This window comes from Panacibacter microcysteis (genome assembly GCF_015831355.1).
In the GTDB taxonomy this organism is placed as follows: domain Bacteria; phylum Bacteroidota; class Bacteroidia; order Chitinophagales; family Chitinophagaceae; genus Panacibacter; species Panacibacter microcysteis.
On the sequence record NZ_JADWYR010000001.1, the window covers coordinates 2,263,427 to 2,279,877 of the forward strand.

11 protein-coding genes are annotated in these 16,451 nt (G+C 43.6%); 4 read left to right on the forward strand and 7 right to left on the reverse strand.

Annotation, left to right across the window (positions count from 1 at the left end):
* Nucleotides 1–89 precede the first annotated feature (89 nt).
* Nucleotides 90–1,655 carry a helicase HerA-like domain-containing protein gene (locus I5907_RS09175; RefSeq protein ID WP_196990412.1) on the forward strand — a complete coding sequence of 522 codons (1,566 nt, stop codon included), beginning with the start codon at nucleotides 90–92 and terminating at the stop codon, nucleotides 1,653–1,655.
* A gap of 367 nt (nucleotides 1,656–2,022) precedes the next feature.
* Here the strand turns inward: I5907_RS09175 and I5907_RS09180 are convergent, their stop codons facing one another.
* From I5907_RS09180 to I5907_RS09200, 5 genes are all read right to left on the reverse strand, one after another.
* The gene (locus I5907_RS09180; protein WP_196990413.1) at nucleotides 2,023–2,862 is read right to left on the reverse strand and encodes an MBL fold metallo-hydrolase; all 840 of its coding nucleotides are present in this window, start codon (nucleotides 2,860–2,862) and stop codon (nucleotides 2,023–2,025) included.
* A 10-nt stretch (nucleotides 2,863–2,872) separates the two neighbouring features.
* The gene (locus tag I5907_RS09185) at nucleotides 2,873–4,168 is read right to left on the reverse strand and encodes an MFS transporter (RefSeq protein ID WP_196990414.1); all 1,296 of its coding nucleotides are present in this window, start codon (nucleotides 4,166–4,168) and stop codon (nucleotides 2,873–2,875) included.
* 71 nt (nucleotides 4,169–4,239) lie between these two features.
* Nucleotides 4,240–5,034 (reverse strand): undecaprenyl-diphosphate phosphatase, encoded by a 795-nt coding sequence (locus I5907_RS09190; protein ID WP_196990415.1) that lies wholly within the window; start codon nucleotides 5,032–5,034, stop codon nucleotides 4,240–4,242.
* Between the two features lie 84 nt (nucleotides 5,035–5,118).
* Nucleotides 5,119–5,373 carry a DUF3098 domain-containing protein gene (locus I5907_RS09195; RefSeq protein ID WP_196990416.1) on the reverse strand — a complete coding sequence of 85 codons (255 nt, stop codon included), beginning with the start codon at nucleotides 5,371–5,373 and terminating at the stop codon, nucleotides 5,119–5,121.
* 142 nt (nucleotides 5,374–5,515) lie between these two features.
* Nucleotides 5,516–6,391, reverse strand: a complete 876-nt coding sequence (locus I5907_RS09200; RefSeq protein ID WP_196990417.1) for a cell division protein FtsX — start codon at nucleotides 6,389–6,391, stop codon at nucleotides 5,516–5,518.
* 386 nt (nucleotides 6,392–6,777) lie between these two features.
* On the opposite strand from I5907_RS09200, the gene leuS reads away from it, so the two are divergent.
* Nucleotides 6,778–9,591 carry a leucine--tRNA ligase gene (leuS, locus tag I5907_RS09205; RefSeq protein WP_196990418.1) on the forward strand — a complete coding sequence of 938 codons (2,814 nt, stop codon included), beginning with the start codon at nucleotides 6,778–6,780 and terminating at the stop codon, nucleotides 9,589–9,591.
* Between the two features lie 420 nt (nucleotides 9,592–10,011).
* Here leuS and I5907_RS09210 read toward each other — a convergent pair whose 3' ends face one another.
* Both I5907_RS09210 and I5907_RS09215 read right to left on the reverse strand, forming a co-directional pair.
* Nucleotides 10,012–10,380, reverse strand: coding sequence for a response regulator (locus I5907_RS09210; protein ID WP_196990419.1), 369 nt, complete (start codon nucleotides 10,378–10,380; stop codon nucleotides 10,012–10,014).
* 1 nt (nucleotide 10,381) lies between these two features.
* A complete protein-coding gene (locus tag I5907_RS09215) occupies nucleotides 10,382–13,897 on the reverse strand; it encodes a PAS domain-containing protein (protein ID WP_196990420.1) in 3,516 nt (1,171 codons plus the stop codon).
* 531 nt (nucleotides 13,898–14,428) lie between these two features.
* Here I5907_RS09215 and pruA point away from each other — a divergent pair.
* Together pruA and I5907_RS09225 are read left to right on the forward strand one after the other, a co-directional pair.
* A complete protein-coding gene (pruA, locus tag I5907_RS09220; RefSeq protein WP_196990421.1) occupies nucleotides 14,429–16,060 on the forward strand; it encodes an L-glutamate gamma-semialdehyde dehydrogenase in 1,632 nt (543 codons plus the stop codon).
* 136 nt (nucleotides 16,061–16,196) lie between these two features.
* Nucleotides 16,197–16,451: a hypothetical protein gene (locus I5907_RS09225; RefSeq protein ID WP_196990422.1), complete on the forward strand. Its 255-nt coding sequence runs from the start codon at nucleotides 16,197–16,199 to the stop codon at nucleotides 16,449–16,451.

The window sequence follows — 16,451 nt, forward strand, 5'->3', positions numbered from 1 at the left end:
CCGGGGGCAGGCTAAAAAGAACAGGCCGGGCGGGTAACAAAATTTTTCTTTGCATCCAGCTAATCTTTAACTTCCGCAAAACTTTTGTAATGCCTGATCAAAGTCAATTTCTTGCTGCTGTTAATACCGGGTATAACTTCAAAGGCGAACATGTAAAGATTGGTTGCGCCATGCTCGAAGGCCAGGTTGTGCCGGGTGCAGATGTTTTTATACCGCTAAAAATGCTCAACCGCCATGGGTTAATTGCAGGCGCCACAGGCACAGGTAAGACCAAGACGTTACAGGTACTCAGTGAATTCCTGAGTGATGCAAGCGTGCCGGTGGTAATGATGGATATTAAAGGCGACCTGAGTGGTATTGCCGCTGCAGGCAGTGTAAATGATAAGATAGCTGAACGTACAAAACTCCTCAACATAGATTACAAACCTGCAGCATTCCCCGTTGAACTGCTTACGCTCAGCAATGAGAAAGGTGCGAGGCTTAGGGCAACAGTTACCGAATTCGGGCCTATCTTGCTGAGTAAAATTCTTGGCCTGAATGATACGCAGGGTGGCCTTGTAGCCATGCTGTTTAAATACTGCGATGACAACCAGCTACCTTTGCTAGACCTGAAAGATTTTATAAAAGTGCTGCAGTTTGCCGGTAATGAGGGCAAGGCAGAGCTTACAAAACTGTATGGCAACATTTCATCTACCACAACCGGTACCATTCTGCGCAAAGTGATTGAACTGCAGCAGCAGGGTGCTGATGTGTTTTTTGGTGAACCAAGTTTTGAAGTGGATGACCTGATGCGTATTAGCGATGATGGCCGGGGTATGATCAATATTCTGCGTGTTACAGACATGCAAAGCAGGCCGAAATTATTCTCCACGTTTATGCTGCAGTTGCTGGCAGAGCTATATGCCACATGCCCCGAAGAAGGCGATATGGAAAAGCCCAAACTGGTAATGTTTATTGATGAGGCACACCTCTTGTTTGAAGAAGCAACAGAAGCACTGTTGCAACATATAGAAACGGTCATCAAACTCATCCGTTCAAAAGGTATTGGCATTTTCTTTTGTACGCAAAACCCGCAGGATGTACCGGCTGCTATACTCAGCCAGCTTGGTTTAAAAGTGCAGCATGCGCTCAGGGCGTTTACTGCTGCCGACCGTAAAACAATTAAGCAGGCTGCCGAAAATTTCCCTGAAAGTGATTATTATAAAACGGATGAATTGCTTACACAAATGGGAACCGGCGAGGCTTTTGTAACAACGCTCAATGAAAAAGGTATTCCTGCACCGCTGGTGCATACCATGCTTTGCCCGCCCCGCAGCCGTATGGATATCCTCAGCGATAGTGAGATAGATACACTGAACAGCAGGAGTAAACTGGTAAATAAATATAACCGCACCATCGATAATGAAAGTGCGTATGAATTACTCAACGATAAGATAGCTGAAGCAGCAGAAAAGGCACAGGCAGAACAGGAAGAAAAGCAACGTGCAAAGGAAGCAGCGAAAGAAGAGAAAAGCAAACCAAAAGACAAAGGATTTTTTGATGACCCGACGGTAAAGCAGGTGCAGCGTACAGCCGCATCTATCATTACGAGGAGTTTGCTAGGTGCACTTGGCCTTGGTGGCAGAAGCCGGAAGCGGAAAACAAGTTTGTGGTAAAATAATGTACCCGGCAGCAGCGCAGGTGGCATCGCCGGTTGCGTCGCACACTTCGGCAGCCAGTTTTCATGGCAGCTGTTCGCAGCGGCATGTACAGGTGTAGTAATAGCAGTTTTTTAAACAACAAAACAACCTTATGCATACAGCAGCATTACCACACCAAACGTGCAGCGCTTATGCTACGTCTGGGAGTAAATGACCGGAACGCTGCAGTCGCCATAACAACGGAACGTACAAGTGAGTGACACAACAGGCGATGCCATACAATACTACTGCTGAAACAATAGTAACAGGCATTTGCTGCAACTAAAAACAATATCCTGTTCTGCCATACATCAAAGCCGTTCTTATTCAGCATTCCCCGCAACTATATTTCAGATAACCTGAATTTATCTTTCTCCCTTATACCACGTTCTGTTTGCTGCAGGTTGCAACACTCTGTGAAAGGGTCATGCTCAAAATAAAGTGTATAGTTATTTTCCAGTGCTTCTGTGAGAAAAGATTTTTTCTCGTGCAGTGTTGTTAACGGAAACATGTCGTAGGCCATTACATACGGCAGCGGTATATGGAATGTTGCGGGCAGCAGGTCTGCCATGTACACAATTGTTTGACCGTTATAATTGATCTGTGGCAGCATCATACCTTCGGTATGGCCGTTTACATAACGGATCTTAATATGTTCAAATAGCTGGTGGCCTTCTGTAAAAGGTACAAACTGCAACTGGCCATGCTCCTGTATGGGCAGTATATTCTCTTTAAGAAAAGATGCTTTCTCGCGGTCGTTTGGTTTGGTGGCCCACTCCCAGTGGCGCTCATTGCTCCAGTAGGTGGCGTTTTTAAATGCCGGCACCAGTTTGTCGTTTACTTTTTCAACGCTGCCTCCGCAATGATCAAAATGCAGGTGGGTAAGAATAACATCTGTTATATCATCTTTACCAAAACCATGTTTTTTCAAAGAGCTGCCAAGCGTATCATTGCCATGCAGGTAATAATGCGAAAAAAATTTTTCTGATTGTTTATTGCCAATGCCATTGTCTATAAGAATAAGTCTGTTGCCGTCTTCAACAAGCAGGCAACGCATGGCCCATGTGCACATATTGTTTTCATCTGATGGGTTCATCTTGTGCCAGATACTCTTGGGCACAACGCCAAACATGGCGCCGCCATCCAGTTTAAAAAGCTCCGTATCGATCGTGTATAATTTCATAGCAACTGTTTTATTGCACTTTCTTTTGAAAGCGCCAGGCAGTAAATAAAAAACCAAAACCTATTACAAAGAAAATAATGAGTGAGAGTATGGAGTGCTGCATACTGCCTGTGAGTTCTTCTATATAACCAAAGCTGAATATGCCGATTACAATAGCAATTTTTTCTGTAAGATCGTAATAGCTAAAATACGAAGCGGTATCTTTTGTTACCGGCATCAGCTTGGAATAAGTAGACCGGCTAAGCGATTGTATGCCACCCATTACAAGCCCTACAGCAGTAGCAAGGAAATAAAACAGGAACTCCGGATCGCCGCCTGCTTCTTTATATTCGGCAATAAAGTATGCAGCAATGCATATAATGATCCAAAATACAATTACACCCATCAGCACCGGCAGGTTGCCAATCTTTTCTGACAGGCGGCTCATAAAAAAAGCACCGGCAATGGCTACCAGTTGGATAATTACAACGGTTATAATAAGTTTTTTATCGTCCAGTTGCAGCAGTTTACTGCCAAATAATGTGGCGGCCAGCATTACTGTTTGTACACCCATGCTGTAAAAAAAGAAGCCGCGCAAAAATCTTTTAAGCACAGGTAGTTTGGTTACCTCGTTAAACACTTTTTTTACTTCTTTAAAACCGTCTGTTACAACGTTGGCAGTGGTACGGGCACTTGCAGTGTTGGCAGGCAGCCTGCTGAAGGTAATTTGTGCAAAACCAATCCACCAAATGCCTACGAGTAAAAACGTAATGCGTGTAGCCATAGCAGCATCAGGCAGTAGCAGTACCAGCCCAAAACCCACCGCCTGCATAATAACACTGCCGATGTATCCATAGGAAAAACCTTTGGCACTAATGCGGTCCCTGTCGGCCGGTGCCGCTATTTCGGGCAGGTAGGCATTGTAAAAAACAAGGCTGCCCACATACCCCATACATGCCATCATAAATGCCAGGATGCCCAGCCATATGTTGCTGCTGGTAAAGAAAAATAACAGGCTGCAGCCCACCGCACCCAGCACGCAAAAGAACTGCATAAAGCTTTTTTTGTTGCCACGTGTATCAGCTATGGAAGTAAGTACCGGGTAAGAAAATGCCACCAGCAGGTAAGCGGCGGCAAGCGTATAATCGTATAAAGATGAATTCACGAATGTGCGGCCAAGAAAGACTACTTTATCTGTATCGCCCGTTTTAGCTACAGAAGTAAAATATATGGGGAAGAACGTAGTGGTAATAACCAGGTTATATACACTGTTGGCCCAGTCGTACATGGCCCAGCCATTGATTACTTTTTTAGATGCTGTTTGCATTGTAGTCGTTTAATAAAACTGCCCCCGGTAATCGGGGGCAGAAAATTAAGCAATTAATTTATGAATTCATTTTACCTTATCTGGTTCATCTTAATCATCAGCAGGAAGATAAGTGCTGCAATGATCCTGTACCATCCAAACACTTTAAAGCCGTGCTTTTTAAGAAAATCTACAAAAAACCGCATGGTTAAAAATGCAATAACAAACGCTACAATATTGCCTACCATCAAAAGTTTAATATTGCCGCTGTTTAAAATATCAGGATTTGTTTTTACCGCTTTGAATAATTTATAGATGGTTGCTGCAGCCATGGTAGGTACCGCTAGAAAGAATGAAAATTCTGCGGCAAGCTTCCTGGATAATTTCTGCTGTAAACCTCCTATAATAGATGCTGCCGAACGGCTTACACCCGGTATCAGCGCAGCGCACTGGCAAAGACCAATGATAAGCGCATTTTTTATGGTAATGTCTTTTTCTTCTTTTATTTCAACCTTGTAAAAAATGGTATCAATAAACAACAAAACAAAACCGCCACCCAGTAAGGCCAGGGCTGTATATAATGGGTTCATCAGGAGAAGATCTATCTTATCTCCCAGTACGAAACCGAAAACCAGTGCCGGTATTACACCAATCGCCAGTTTAAAATAAAACGACCAGCTTTTAAAGTTGATGAATTTGCGCCAGTAAAGCACCACTACTGCCAGTATTGCGCCAAATTGAATTGCTACTTCAAACAGTTTTGTAAAATCTTCTTTGCCGATTCCCATCAGTGAACTTACCATCACCATGTGGCCGGTTGAGGAAATTGGTAAAAATTCAGTAAGACCTTCTACTATAGCTAACACTATTGCTTGAATGGTGGACATATAAAGTTTTGGTTTATTCTATTGTTGGATTAAATATGTGGTATTGCGCATAGGGGGTTAAAGAGGATAATACAGTCTTCGTCATTACTTTGCAGCGGGCTTGGGTGATTTGAAAATCGCATAGACTTCTACAAGTAAGCCCAATACGATTAAGATAGGCGCTACAGTAATCCTGGTGGTGCTGTAAACAACATTATAGTCAAAAACAGCAGGATTTTCATTTTTGCCACCAGACATCAGGATCATGCCAAGAACAATTACAGCCGCACCAATTGCCATCCAGGTATAATTTTCCTTTGTGAATAACGCAGGTATTGCTTTTTGTTTCTGTTCTGCCATGCTGCTACTTTTAACGGGCTGCAAGATACTGTAATAAATTCTAAAAAAACAAGCGCCTTTGCTGCCCTGTAAGAAAAATGAATGAATTGTATACTAATAAACGTTCTTAAGTAATGGTTCGCTCAATAGAGCTGTGATGCGCTCAATAAAGATCGTCCAGCTTCATTTTAAGATATTTCAATACGCTCCTGTATGTACTAAACAAGGAAATACCAACGCCCAAAAAGATCATACCACCAAAAAGTATCAGGTTTAATTGCATGTCCCTGATCGCTTTCAGCCAAGGAATGAGATTTTCAAGCCAGGTAATCAATCCAAGCAAAACGGCAATTGCTATACCCGCACTTATCAAACCGTTAATAATGGCCCTTATATTCATTGGCCGGCTTATAAAATTGCGGGTAGCACCAACCATCTGCATCGTTTTAATCAGGAACCTGTTACTAAACATTGCCAGTCTTATAGTATTGTCAATGCTGAATATTACAATAATGCACAACACAACAGAGATCACGATAAATGCAATGCTGAATATCCTGGTCTTTTCGCTGATACTGCTTACCAGTACCTGCGGGTATTGAAGATCGGTAATCTGATTACTGTACTGCGACAGCAATAAAGACGAGATCATTTTCAGGCTGTCAGGGTTTACATAATCAGCCTTTGCAAAAAAATCAATGCTTTCCGGCAGCGGGTTTACATCGAGTATCTTTCCCCAGTCTTCATTGTTGTCTTTGTTCCACAATGCTTTTGCAGCCTCTTTGTCAATATACTTCACATCTTTTGCAAAAGGCTGCCCGGCAATAAACTGCTGTATCTGCGCAATGGTATCTTTATTCTGCGTGCGCAGGTATGCGCTTATACGTATGTCTTCTTTAAACGTATTTCCCACTTTGCTAAAGTTCAGCAACATCCAACCCATTACACCCATAATCACCAGCACAAGCGCCACGCCCACGATGCTGTAGATATAATTTGGCTTGCTGCGTCTTAATGAAGATTTACCCGATTCAGCCATACAATTGATTTAATGGATTATGCAACGTTCAGTGCATGCCGCGCAAATTTAGGGGATTCGCTTACATTTGCACTCACTCTTAACGTTAGTTTTACGGGCTTATTATGTTGATTTTTAATTTTATGAAGTCAGCAGCAGATCGTGTGGCATCGCCTGTTGCGTCGCACTCTTGTACTGGCGAAGCAATGTTGGGCAACAGCGCACAGTGAGTATTGCGCTCTGGAATCTTTAGCAGCAAAGCAGGAGTTAAATAGTAAGACTGTGCCAGAAGCCTGCAGCTCATAAAAGCTATGTTGTACAAGAGTGCGACGCAACGAAAGCATCATAAGCGTTATACAGCCCGGCCCATAAACTAACCATAACATAAACTTATAACAAGCATTTAGATGGAATACAACTTCGGACAAATAGAGCAAAAATGGCAGGAGCAATGGAAGGAGCAGCAAGTATATAAAGTGTCTAACGATTCATCCAAACCAAAATATTACGTGCTCGATATGTTTCCCTACCCCAGCGGTGCGGGGCTGCATGTAGGCCACCCGCTTGGCTATATAGCCAGCGATATTTTTGCACGCTTCAAAAGACTCAAAGGTTATAACGTTTTACACCCGATGGGTTACGATGCTTTTGGGTTGCCAGCAGAGCAATATGCTATTGAACATGGCGTACACCCCGCAATAAGCACCCGGCAAAACATCGGCAACTTTCGCAGCCAGCTCGATAAAATTGGTTTTTGTTTCGATTGGGACAGGGAAGTAAAAACAGCCGATGCCAGCTACTACAAGTGGACACAATGGATCTTCCTGCAGTTGTTTAAAAGCTTCTACAACAGGCAGCACAACAAAGCCGAAAGTATAGATACACTGGTTGAAATCTTCGAATCAGAAGGAAACAAACACCATCCTTTTCCCAATGCCAACTATAAACCGGCAGCTACCGGCAGCAATCATTTTACAGCCAGCCAATGGAAAAGCTTTGATGTTGCAACACAGCAAAATATTTTAATGGAATATCGCCTGGCCTACTGCGGCTATGGTGAAGTAAACTGGTGCGAAGCGCTGGGAACAGTACTTGCAAATGACGAGGTAGTAAATGGTGTAAGTGAGCGTGGCGGCTACCCGGTAGTAAAAAAGAAACTGCGCCAGTGGTACCTCCGTATTACCGAGTATGCAGACCGCTTGCTGCAGGGGCTCGATACTGTTGATTTTAGTGATGCCATGAAAGAAATGCAAAGCAACTGGATCGGTAAGAGCTTTGGAGCAGAAATAGAATTCAGCGTACACGACAGCGAGGAAAAGCTGGTGGTTTATACTACCAGGCCCGATACCATTTTTGGTGTCGATTTTATGGTGGTAGCGCCGGAACATGAGCTGATAGAAAAGATCACTACCGGCAAGCACCGGCAGGAAGTAGATGATTACATCGCCTATGTAAAAAGCCGTAGCGAAAGAGAACGTATGGCAGAAAAAACGATCAGCGGCGCATTTACCGGTGCATACGCCATTAATCCTTTGAACTACAGGGAAATTCCCATTTATATCAGCGAATATGTTTTGGCGGGGTACGGTACAGGCGCTATCATGGCCGTACCGTGCGGAGATGAAAGAGACTTTCGTTTCGCCAAACATTTTAATATCAACATCACCAACATCATCGGTGATAAGTTTAACGGCGAAGAAGCCAATCCAACGCATGATGCAGAATTGGTAGATAGTGATTTTGTAACCGGTATGCTGATGAAAGATGCCACGGAAGAAATCATGCGGGCACTCGAAGGATGGGGCAAAGGCAAACGCAAGGTGAATTATAAAATGCGCGACGCTGCTTTCAGCCGGCAGCGCTACTGGGGCGAGCCATTCCCGATAAAATGGGAAAACGGTATTGCGATACCAATGGATGAAAGCGAATTGCCACTCGAACTGCCTTTTGTAGAAAGTTATAAGCCCGGCCCGGAAGGCGAGGGGCCACTGGCCAATATTCCCGAATGGACCGCTCAAAACCTGGAGACCAATACCATGCCCGGCTATGCAGGCTCATCCTGGTATTTTTTGCGTTATATGGACCCGCACAATGATGAAACATTCTGCAGCCGCGATGCCAGCAATTACTGGGGCCAGGTAGATCTTTATATCGGCGGTACAGAACATGCCGTTGGCCATTTGCTGTATAGCCGCATGTGGACGAAATTTTTATACGACCGCGATCTGATAAGCCATGACGAACCGTACAAAAGACTGGTTAACCAGGGTATGATACAGGGAAGCAGCAGGTTTGTGTACCGCATAAAAAATACAAACCAGTTTGTATCGCACGGGCAAAAAGCCGGTTACGATGTACAACCTTTACATGTGGATGTAAACCTCGTAAACGGGCTGGAGCTTGATGTGGAAGCCTTCAAAAAATGGCGGCCCGAATATGCAGATGCAGAATTTGTTTTTGAAGATGGCACCATTTCCTTCCAGTGCAGCACTGGTAACCAGGAGTTGAAATACCTATGCGGCAGCGAGGTAGAGAAAATGAGTAAGTCGAAATTTAATACAGTAAATCCAAACGATCTTGTTATTAAATACGGCGCAGATACTTTTCGTATGTACGAGATGTTTTTGGGCCCCGTGGAGCAAAGCAAACCCTGGGATACCAAAGGCATTGAGGGTGTACATCGCTTCCTGCGCAAACTGTGGCGGCTGTTTTTTGATGAAGCAAAAGGAACTGCTGTATGGAATAACGAAACAGCAACAGATGCGGAACTAAAAGTGCTCCACAAAACAATAAAGAAGATTGAAGAAGATACCGAACGCTTCTCTTTTAATACGGCAGTAAGTGCATTTATGGTTTGTGTAAATGAACTGCACGATCTTAAATGCTACAAGAAAGAGGTACTGCAGCAGTTGCTCGTATTGTTAGCGCCATATGCCCCGCACATAAGCGAAGAATTATGGCACCTTCTTGGCAATGAAGGAACAATTCTCGATGCCGCCTACCCGGCACTGGAAGAAAAGTACCTGAAAGAATCATCTAAGGAATACCCGGTAAGCATTAATGGTAAAATGCGCACTACCATTACGATTGCGCTCGATGTAGATCAGCAGGAAGTAGAAAGAATTGTACTTGCAAACGATGTGGTGCAAAAGTGGCTGGAGGGTAAACCACCTAAGCGGATCATCTACGTGAAAAACAAAATGGTAAACGTGGTTATTTAATTTACCGCATCCAAACACCCGATTATAGGCCGTTGCAGCAGTGCAGCGGCTTTTTTTGTGGGCGGGCTGTATTACTACTATCAACACCTGTTGTGTCACTCACTTGTGCGTTCAGATCATTATGCGGCACAGGCTATCATGCTCATTTTACAACAGCTTATCTTAAAGACGAAGCTCTAACGCTTTAATGTTGGTGGCTTCTTTTACAACCTACCAGCCGTACATAAAGAGGATGTGTGATTGTAGAAACTGTTGATGATGGCCGGACAATGCACCTGTTGTTTACAGCCTGTACGTGGAAAGAGCAGCCATAGCTGCCATGAAAATATACAGTACAAGTGAGTGACACAACAGGCGATGCCACGAAGCACCGCTGCCGGCAACCAATATATGTTGCCCTGCAATTGAAATAAACGATTGTTATTGCATTGATGCGGTAGTGTATTTACCCGCTGCGTTTACGATGTCTTTAATATCGAAAGGTTTTGGTATTACAGCATCTGCGCCGCATGACTCGCCAATTTCCTGCAGGTTACGGTTTGCGGAAATGAGTATTACGGGTATAGCAGAAGTGGTGGTGTTATTTTTTAATGAGCGGCAGATTTCACTGCCATCGCTGCCAGACATACGGATGTCAAGAAAAATAAGGTCTGGCAGTTGAGTGATACCTGTAAGGGATCTGCCGTCTGGAGAAGTGATGACCTCGTATCCGCGACCTTCGAGAATAATCGTTAAAACTTCAAGGATATCCGGATCATCATCTGCTACATAAATCTTCTTCTTAATCATGTTATGTATTTAAAGGAAGGCTAAAACTGAATACTGAACCTTTGCCTTTTTCACTTTGTACCCAGATCTCGCCGTTCTGCCTTTTTATAATTTCAGCTGAAATGTAAAGACCCAGACCAAGGCCTGGAAATGTGCTAACCTGTGCTTCCGCTTCCCTGTAAAACCTGTCGAAAATGTACGGAAGGCTTTCTTTCGATATCCCTATCCCGAAGTCTGTAACACTACATGTAACCTTTTTGTTCGTTTGTTCTACTTTGACAATTACCCGGTCGGCTTCGGGGGAATACTTGATTGCGTTAGTGAGGAGGTTGATCAAAACCTGCCCGGTTCTGTCTCTATCTCCAATAATTGAACCATTCCAGTCAGCTAATTGAGTTTCAATTCTTTTCGTAGTGGTTATACCAACCTGCTCAATTACTTCCGAAATTAATTCATAGAAATCAAAAACTACCTGTTGAAATTTCATTTTCCCGCCTTCCATCCTTGCTATATCAAGCAGATCCTGTACGAGTACGTTTAATTTATTTATCTGAGACACCATCTTGTTGAGCAATGCTGCCGAGGGTTTATCATTGGCATTAAGTGCCCGCTCATGAAGGAACTGCGCAAAACCTTTAACCGAAGTTAAAGGAGTTTTTAATTCGTGCGTCACAATTCCCATAAAATCATCTTTACGCTGTTGTTCGGTTTTTTCCTCAGTTATGTCCATAATAGTACCCACTATTCTCATAGGTATGGCGTCTATATCATACATTACCCGTCCCTGCGTCCTTATCCACCGGATCATTTTATCGCCTTTTAAAATGCGTGCCTCATAAAAATAGTTTCCGGATTTAATGGCCGCGCTAAAGGCTTTTTCCACGATAGATTTCAGGTCTTCCGGGTGAATATGACTCCTCATTTGTGCATAGGTGAGCAGCGTGTTAGACGTGTGGCCAAATATTTCAGCAAGCCTGGGTGTATAAATAACTTCAAACGTATGCAGGTTAAGATCGAAAGAACCGGTATTGGTGTACTCGAGGGCCATATTCAGGCGCTGCTCGCTTTCTTCTACCCGCTGTAATGCCAGTTTATTCTGGGTTATATCAAGGTTTACACCAACCAGTGTTACAGCTTTGTCGTCTTCGTTGTAGGTAACCTTACCTGCGGTCCTTAGCCAGTGTGTGCTTCCATCAGGCCATGTTACGGGGTACTCGCAGTTAAAGACGCTTTTGTTTTTAATGGCTTCTTCAATGCCTGCATTATACATGTCACGGTAGTGTGGGGTAAGTTGTCTCAGCAGGTCCTGCAGGTTGAACTGCACATCGGGGCTAAAGCCATAGTTTGCTTTACACTGCGGTGTACAGTTAATAAAGCCAGTATCAAAATCCAGTTCATAAGAGCCCAGCCTTGCAGCATCCAATGCTATTTCAAGTCTTTGATTGATTCTTTGTAACTCGTTTTCGCTTTCTTCAACCCGTTTGCGTGCTAATACCTGCGGTGTAACATCGTAGCTGGTCATGAGTATATCGAAACCCTCCTTGAAATAGCTGGTAATTCTCTTGAACACCAGGTTTAGGTAGAATTTCTTTAGCTGACCGTCAGGTGTTTCAATATATGCCTGCTGTTCGTTGCCTTTGTATATGATACCGGTGCTATACACTTCGGCCAGTGGCTCTATATACGACTGGCCGGCCAGTTCGGGAAGTGCTTTTATGAGTGGCTGCCCGATAACATCTTCCGTTTTATTCCATAGCTCGAGCATGGCATCATTTGCTATTTCAATGGTGTAGTCCCTGCCACGGAGGAGCGCCTTTGGTACCGGGCTTTCCTGTATTAATGAACGAAAATGTTTTTCACTTTCTTCCAGTTTTTGCTGTGCATTTTTTTCTGCCGAGATTTCCTTTAACGTGCCCAGTAAGCGCAGCGGTTTACCGTTATCATCAAAAAATACACGTGCCTGGTTTCTTATCCAGTGTATGCTGCCATCTCGCCATTTAATGCGTACATCATAGAACAATTTACCGCCGGGGTCATTAAATGCGCGCTGATAAGCGGCAGCCCTTATATGCCGGTCTTCCGGCAGCACCATCTTTATACTTTCTTCCTGTGGTATAAGGTAGTCGAGCCCGAAGATGCGGTAAAACCTGGGTGTGGCATGTGTTTCGCCTGTAAGCAGGTTAAGATCAAAACTGGCAAGATCGCCTGCTTCCATTGCTATGCGTACCCTTTCTTCTGCATCTATGAGTTTCTGTTTAGATAAAACCTGCTCTGTAATATCTGTTGCAATATGAAGAACGCCATATACATCGCCTTTCTCATTTTTAAGCGGTGTGTAAGTGAAGTTGAAGTAAAACAACTGGCTGTTACCGCCGTTTATGATTTCAACTTTTTCTTCATTTGTATGGTATTGGATACCCGTTTTAAAAACTGTTTCGAGTACCTGGTAAAAAGGCTGTACTTCGAGGTCGGGAAGTATTTCGCGCAGCGTTCTGCCAATAACGGATTTGTCTTTATCCCATACTTTCAGCAAAGCCTCGTTGGCCATCTTAATGCGCATTTCGGCGCCGATGTAAATGGCGAAAGGCGTAGGGGCCGCATTGATATAATCCCTGAATGCGCCTTCATTCTCCGCCAGCTGCAGTTTGGATCTTACCATGTGTGTTACATCGTTCGCAACAACAATGGCACCTTTTATTTCCCCGTCGAAAAAAAGCGGCTGGTAAATGAAATTGAAAAAAGCCAGTTCTATGTTTCCGTTTCTTTTAAGATTGCTGGGAAATTCGTAACCGGCGAACGTTTCTCCTGTTTTAAAAACCTTGGTTACAATTGGCCTGGCGATGTATTCCATTTCCGGCAGTACATCAAACATTGGTTTGTATAAAACATCTTCCAGCTTGCGATCTACGATATCAAGGTATGTTTTATTGGCCGCGGTAAACACAAATTCGGCACCCATGAATATGGCGATGCCTACAGGTGTTTGGTCTACGATATCCAAAAAGCGTTTTTCGTAGTTTTCAAACCTTTTAAGTGCCCTTATCTTTTCAGTAGTTTCATTGCATACAAGCAACACACCTGCTATTTCATCGTGTTCGTTTCTTACGGCAGAATAACAAAATGTCCAAAATGTTTCTTCCAGTTTACCATTCTTATAAAGCGGTACCTGCTGGTCTTCCTGCAGGTCGGTATGTACACCGCTGAGTGTATTATCTATTGCGGGTTTTATACTGTACCACTTCTCAGGCCATACATCTTTACCGGGTTTACCCATTGCCCAGGGATGCTTTGCTCTATTACCCAATGTCTGGTGAAATGCATCGTTGTAAAAGCAAGTTTGTTCAGCGCCCCAGAACAGCAACATAGGCAGCCGGGCGTTTAGCACTATGCCAAGCGCGGTTTTAAGACTTTGAGGCCATTCATCCAGGTCTCCCAAAGACGTATTGCCCCAGTCTATAGAAGCAATAAGCTCAGACGCTTCGAAACCACCTTTAAGAAAGTTTTGTTTTGCCGACCTGGTATGCTCACTAAACTTCATGCTCAAATATTATAAAAAATTTCATTTGACGGCATTTGCATGCCTGGTACTTTTTAAGTTGTTGATCAATGATTTCAGAACATGCATATGTATGTTCCTTGTGTACTGATCTTTTTTCTGAAGGGGAGTAACGCATGTTATGCAGACATTCCTGTTGTGGAATGCGCATTGCCAAGGTGTGCTTGCTGGTGGAAGTGGGAGGCAGTGTTTTTCAGCGCCTTTGTAAACAGTTCTCTTTTAGACCTGATTCGCAATAACTCTTTGAACTGATTTCGGGGAAAAATTAGTTCATTTTTTTCATAAAAATGCACAACGGCGATAAATAGTTTGATAGTAAGAAACAAACAGCAGCTATTACAACAGCCATTCGTCTTCGCATTGCTGAATAATGCTTTACAGTACAAGAGTGCGACGCAACGATGCACAATAGCAGCACTGCTGCCGGGTTCATTACTTTAACCTGAAAGCATTAACGGGTAACTAACACATGTCAGCGTCTTTTACTAACTTCGCGGCCTTAAATTATTGTACATGAATCTTGGATATTTCTCTTACCCGCTGCCGGCAAATGAACCGGTACTGCAATATGGACCAGGTTCTCCGGAAAAAGCAATCTTGAAAAGAACGCTTGCTGAATTGAAGAAGAAACCGGTTGATGTGCCAATGTATATTGGTGGTAAAGCGGTAAAGAGTGGTAATAGGGTAGACATACACCCGCCACACGAAATAGCGCATACACTGGGTGCATTTCATATGGGTGATGAAAAACATGTAAGACAGGCCATAGATGCTGCGCTTAAAGCAAAGCAGGCGTGGGCAGATATGCCGTGGGAAGACAGGGCGCACATCTTTCTGAAAGCTGCAGACCTTATAGCCACCAAATACCGTTCTTATATGAATGGTACCACTATGCTGGGGCAAAGCAAAAATGCATACCAGGCAGAGATAGACAGTGCCTGCGAAATCATTGATTTCTTACGTTTCAATGTGCATTACTTAAGCGAAATATACAGGCAACAGCCAATATCTTCCCCCGGTGTACACAACCGTATGGAGTGGCGCCCGCTTGAAGGGTTTGTGCTGGCTGTTACCCCATTCAACTTTACCGCTATTGGTGGTAACCTGCCAACAAGTGCCGCTATGTGTGGCAATACCGTGGTATGGAAACCTGCCAATACACAGGTATATTCTGCGCAAATGTTTATGCGTATTTTAAAAGAAGCAGGTTTGCCGGATGGTGTGATCAACCTTATTTATGTGGATGGCCCCGTACTTGGTAAAGTTTGTTTTGCACATCCTGAATTTGCAGGCGTACACTTTACCGGTTCTACCGGTGTGTTTAACCAGATGTGGAAGACAATTGGTGAAAATATTTCCAGCTACAGGTCTTACCCGCGTATTGTTGGCGAAACCGGTGGTAAAGATTTTGTAATGGTGCACAAAAGCGCAAACGTTGATGCGGTAGTTACTGCACTTGCACGCGGTGCTTTTGAATTCCAGGGGCAGAAATGCTCTGCCGCCTCAAGGGCATACCTGCCATCTAACATAGCAGAAGAAGTAAAGCGTAAACTGGTGGCGGAAGTGCAAACCATGAAGATGGGCAGTGTGGAAGATTTTGGCAATTTTGTAAATGCTGTTATTGATGAAAGAAGTTTTGACAAAATTGCTACCTATATAGCCAATGCAAAAAAAGATAAAAAAGCGTCCATTCTTGTAGGAGGTACTTATGATAAATCTGAAGGATATTTTATAGCGCCAACGGTTATTGAAGCGAAAGACCCTAAGTACACCACCATGTGCGAAGAGATTTTTGGGCCAGTGCTAACCATATACGTGTATGATGCGGATAAGTTTGAGGAAACGCTGGCATTGGTTGACAATACATCGCCTTATGCGCTTACCGGTTCTATTATTGCGCAGGACAGAGAAGCCGTTGTAATGGCCACCGCCAAACTGAGGAATGCTGCAGGAAATTTTTACATCAACGATAAACCAACCGGTGCGGTAGTTGGCCAGCAACCTTTTGGTGGTGCAAGGGCCAGCGGTACAAACGACAAGGCAGGCAGCATGCTAAACCTCTATCGTTGGCTGAGTGCACGAACAATCAAAGAAACATACAACCCGCCAACAGATTATCGCTATGCATTTTTGAATGAAGCATAAAAATTTTTTTGACAGGATCATGGTAAAAAGACCGGCCCAAAGGCCGGTCTTTTTTATGCAAAGCACTTATCGTCTAAAAAGTATTTTTGTAGCGTAATATTTGTACGCAATTTGATAGAAACTAAAAAAAGCATTTATGTGTAACTTCTCTATAAAGTTCGACAGTAATGTGCACCACATCATCAGTAAAGCAAAAGATGCTATTACCGGTGCCGGTGGAAACTTTAACGGTAATGAAGCAGCAGGCGGCTTCGATATTAAAACTTTTATGGGTGCTATAGAAGGCACTTACACAATACTAAACAGCGAGATAAACATCAACATCGTCAAAAAGCCCATGTTTGTTCCCTGCAGTGAAATAGAGAACCAGCTGCGTAAATATCTTTCCTGA

What these genes read in the sequence shown, in the direction of transcription:
- I5907_RS09200 (WP_196990417.1), bottom strand. Translation starts at nt 6,391, where the DNA reads ATGGCTGAATCGGGTAAATCTTCATTAAGACGCAGCAAGCCAAATTAT.
- I5907_RS09225 (WP_196990422.1), top strand. Translation starts at nt 16,197, where the DNA reads ATGTGTAACTTCTCTATAAAGTTCGACAGTAATGTGCACCACATCATC.
- I5907_RS09175 (WP_196990412.1), top strand. Translation starts at nt 90, where the DNA reads ATGCCTGATCAAAGTCAATTTCTTGCTGCTGTTAATACCGGGTATAAC.
- I5907_RS09210 (WP_196990419.1), bottom strand. Translation starts at nt 10,380, where the DNA reads ATGATTAAGAAGAAGATTTATGTAGCAGATGATGATCCGGATATCCTT.
- I5907_RS09185 (WP_196990414.1), bottom strand. Translation starts at nt 4,168, where the DNA reads ATGCAAACAGCATCTAAAAAAGTAATCAATGGCTGGGCCATGTACGAC.
- I5907_RS09215 (WP_196990420.1), bottom strand. Translation starts at nt 13,897, where the DNA reads ATGAAGTTTAGTGAGCATACCAGGTCGGCAAAACAAAACTTTCTTAAA.
- leuS (WP_196990418.1), top strand. Translation starts at nt 6,778, where the DNA reads ATGGAATACAACTTCGGACAAATAGAGCAAAAATGGCAGGAGCAATGG.
- I5907_RS09195 (WP_196990416.1), bottom strand. Translation starts at nt 5,373, where the DNA reads ATGGCAGAACAGAAACAAAAAGCAATACCTGCGTTATTCACAAAGGAA.
- I5907_RS09180 (WP_196990413.1), bottom strand. Translation starts at nt 2,862, where the DNA reads ATGAAATTATACACGATCGATACGGAGCTTTTTAAACTGGATGGCGGC.
- I5907_RS09190 (WP_196990415.1), bottom strand. Translation starts at nt 5,034, where the DNA reads ATGTCCACCATTCAAGCAATAGTGTTAGCTATAGTAGAAGGTCTTACT.
- pruA (WP_196990421.1), top strand. Translation starts at nt 14,429, where the DNA reads ATGAATCTTGGATATTTCTCTTACCCGCTGCCGGCAAATGAACCGGTA.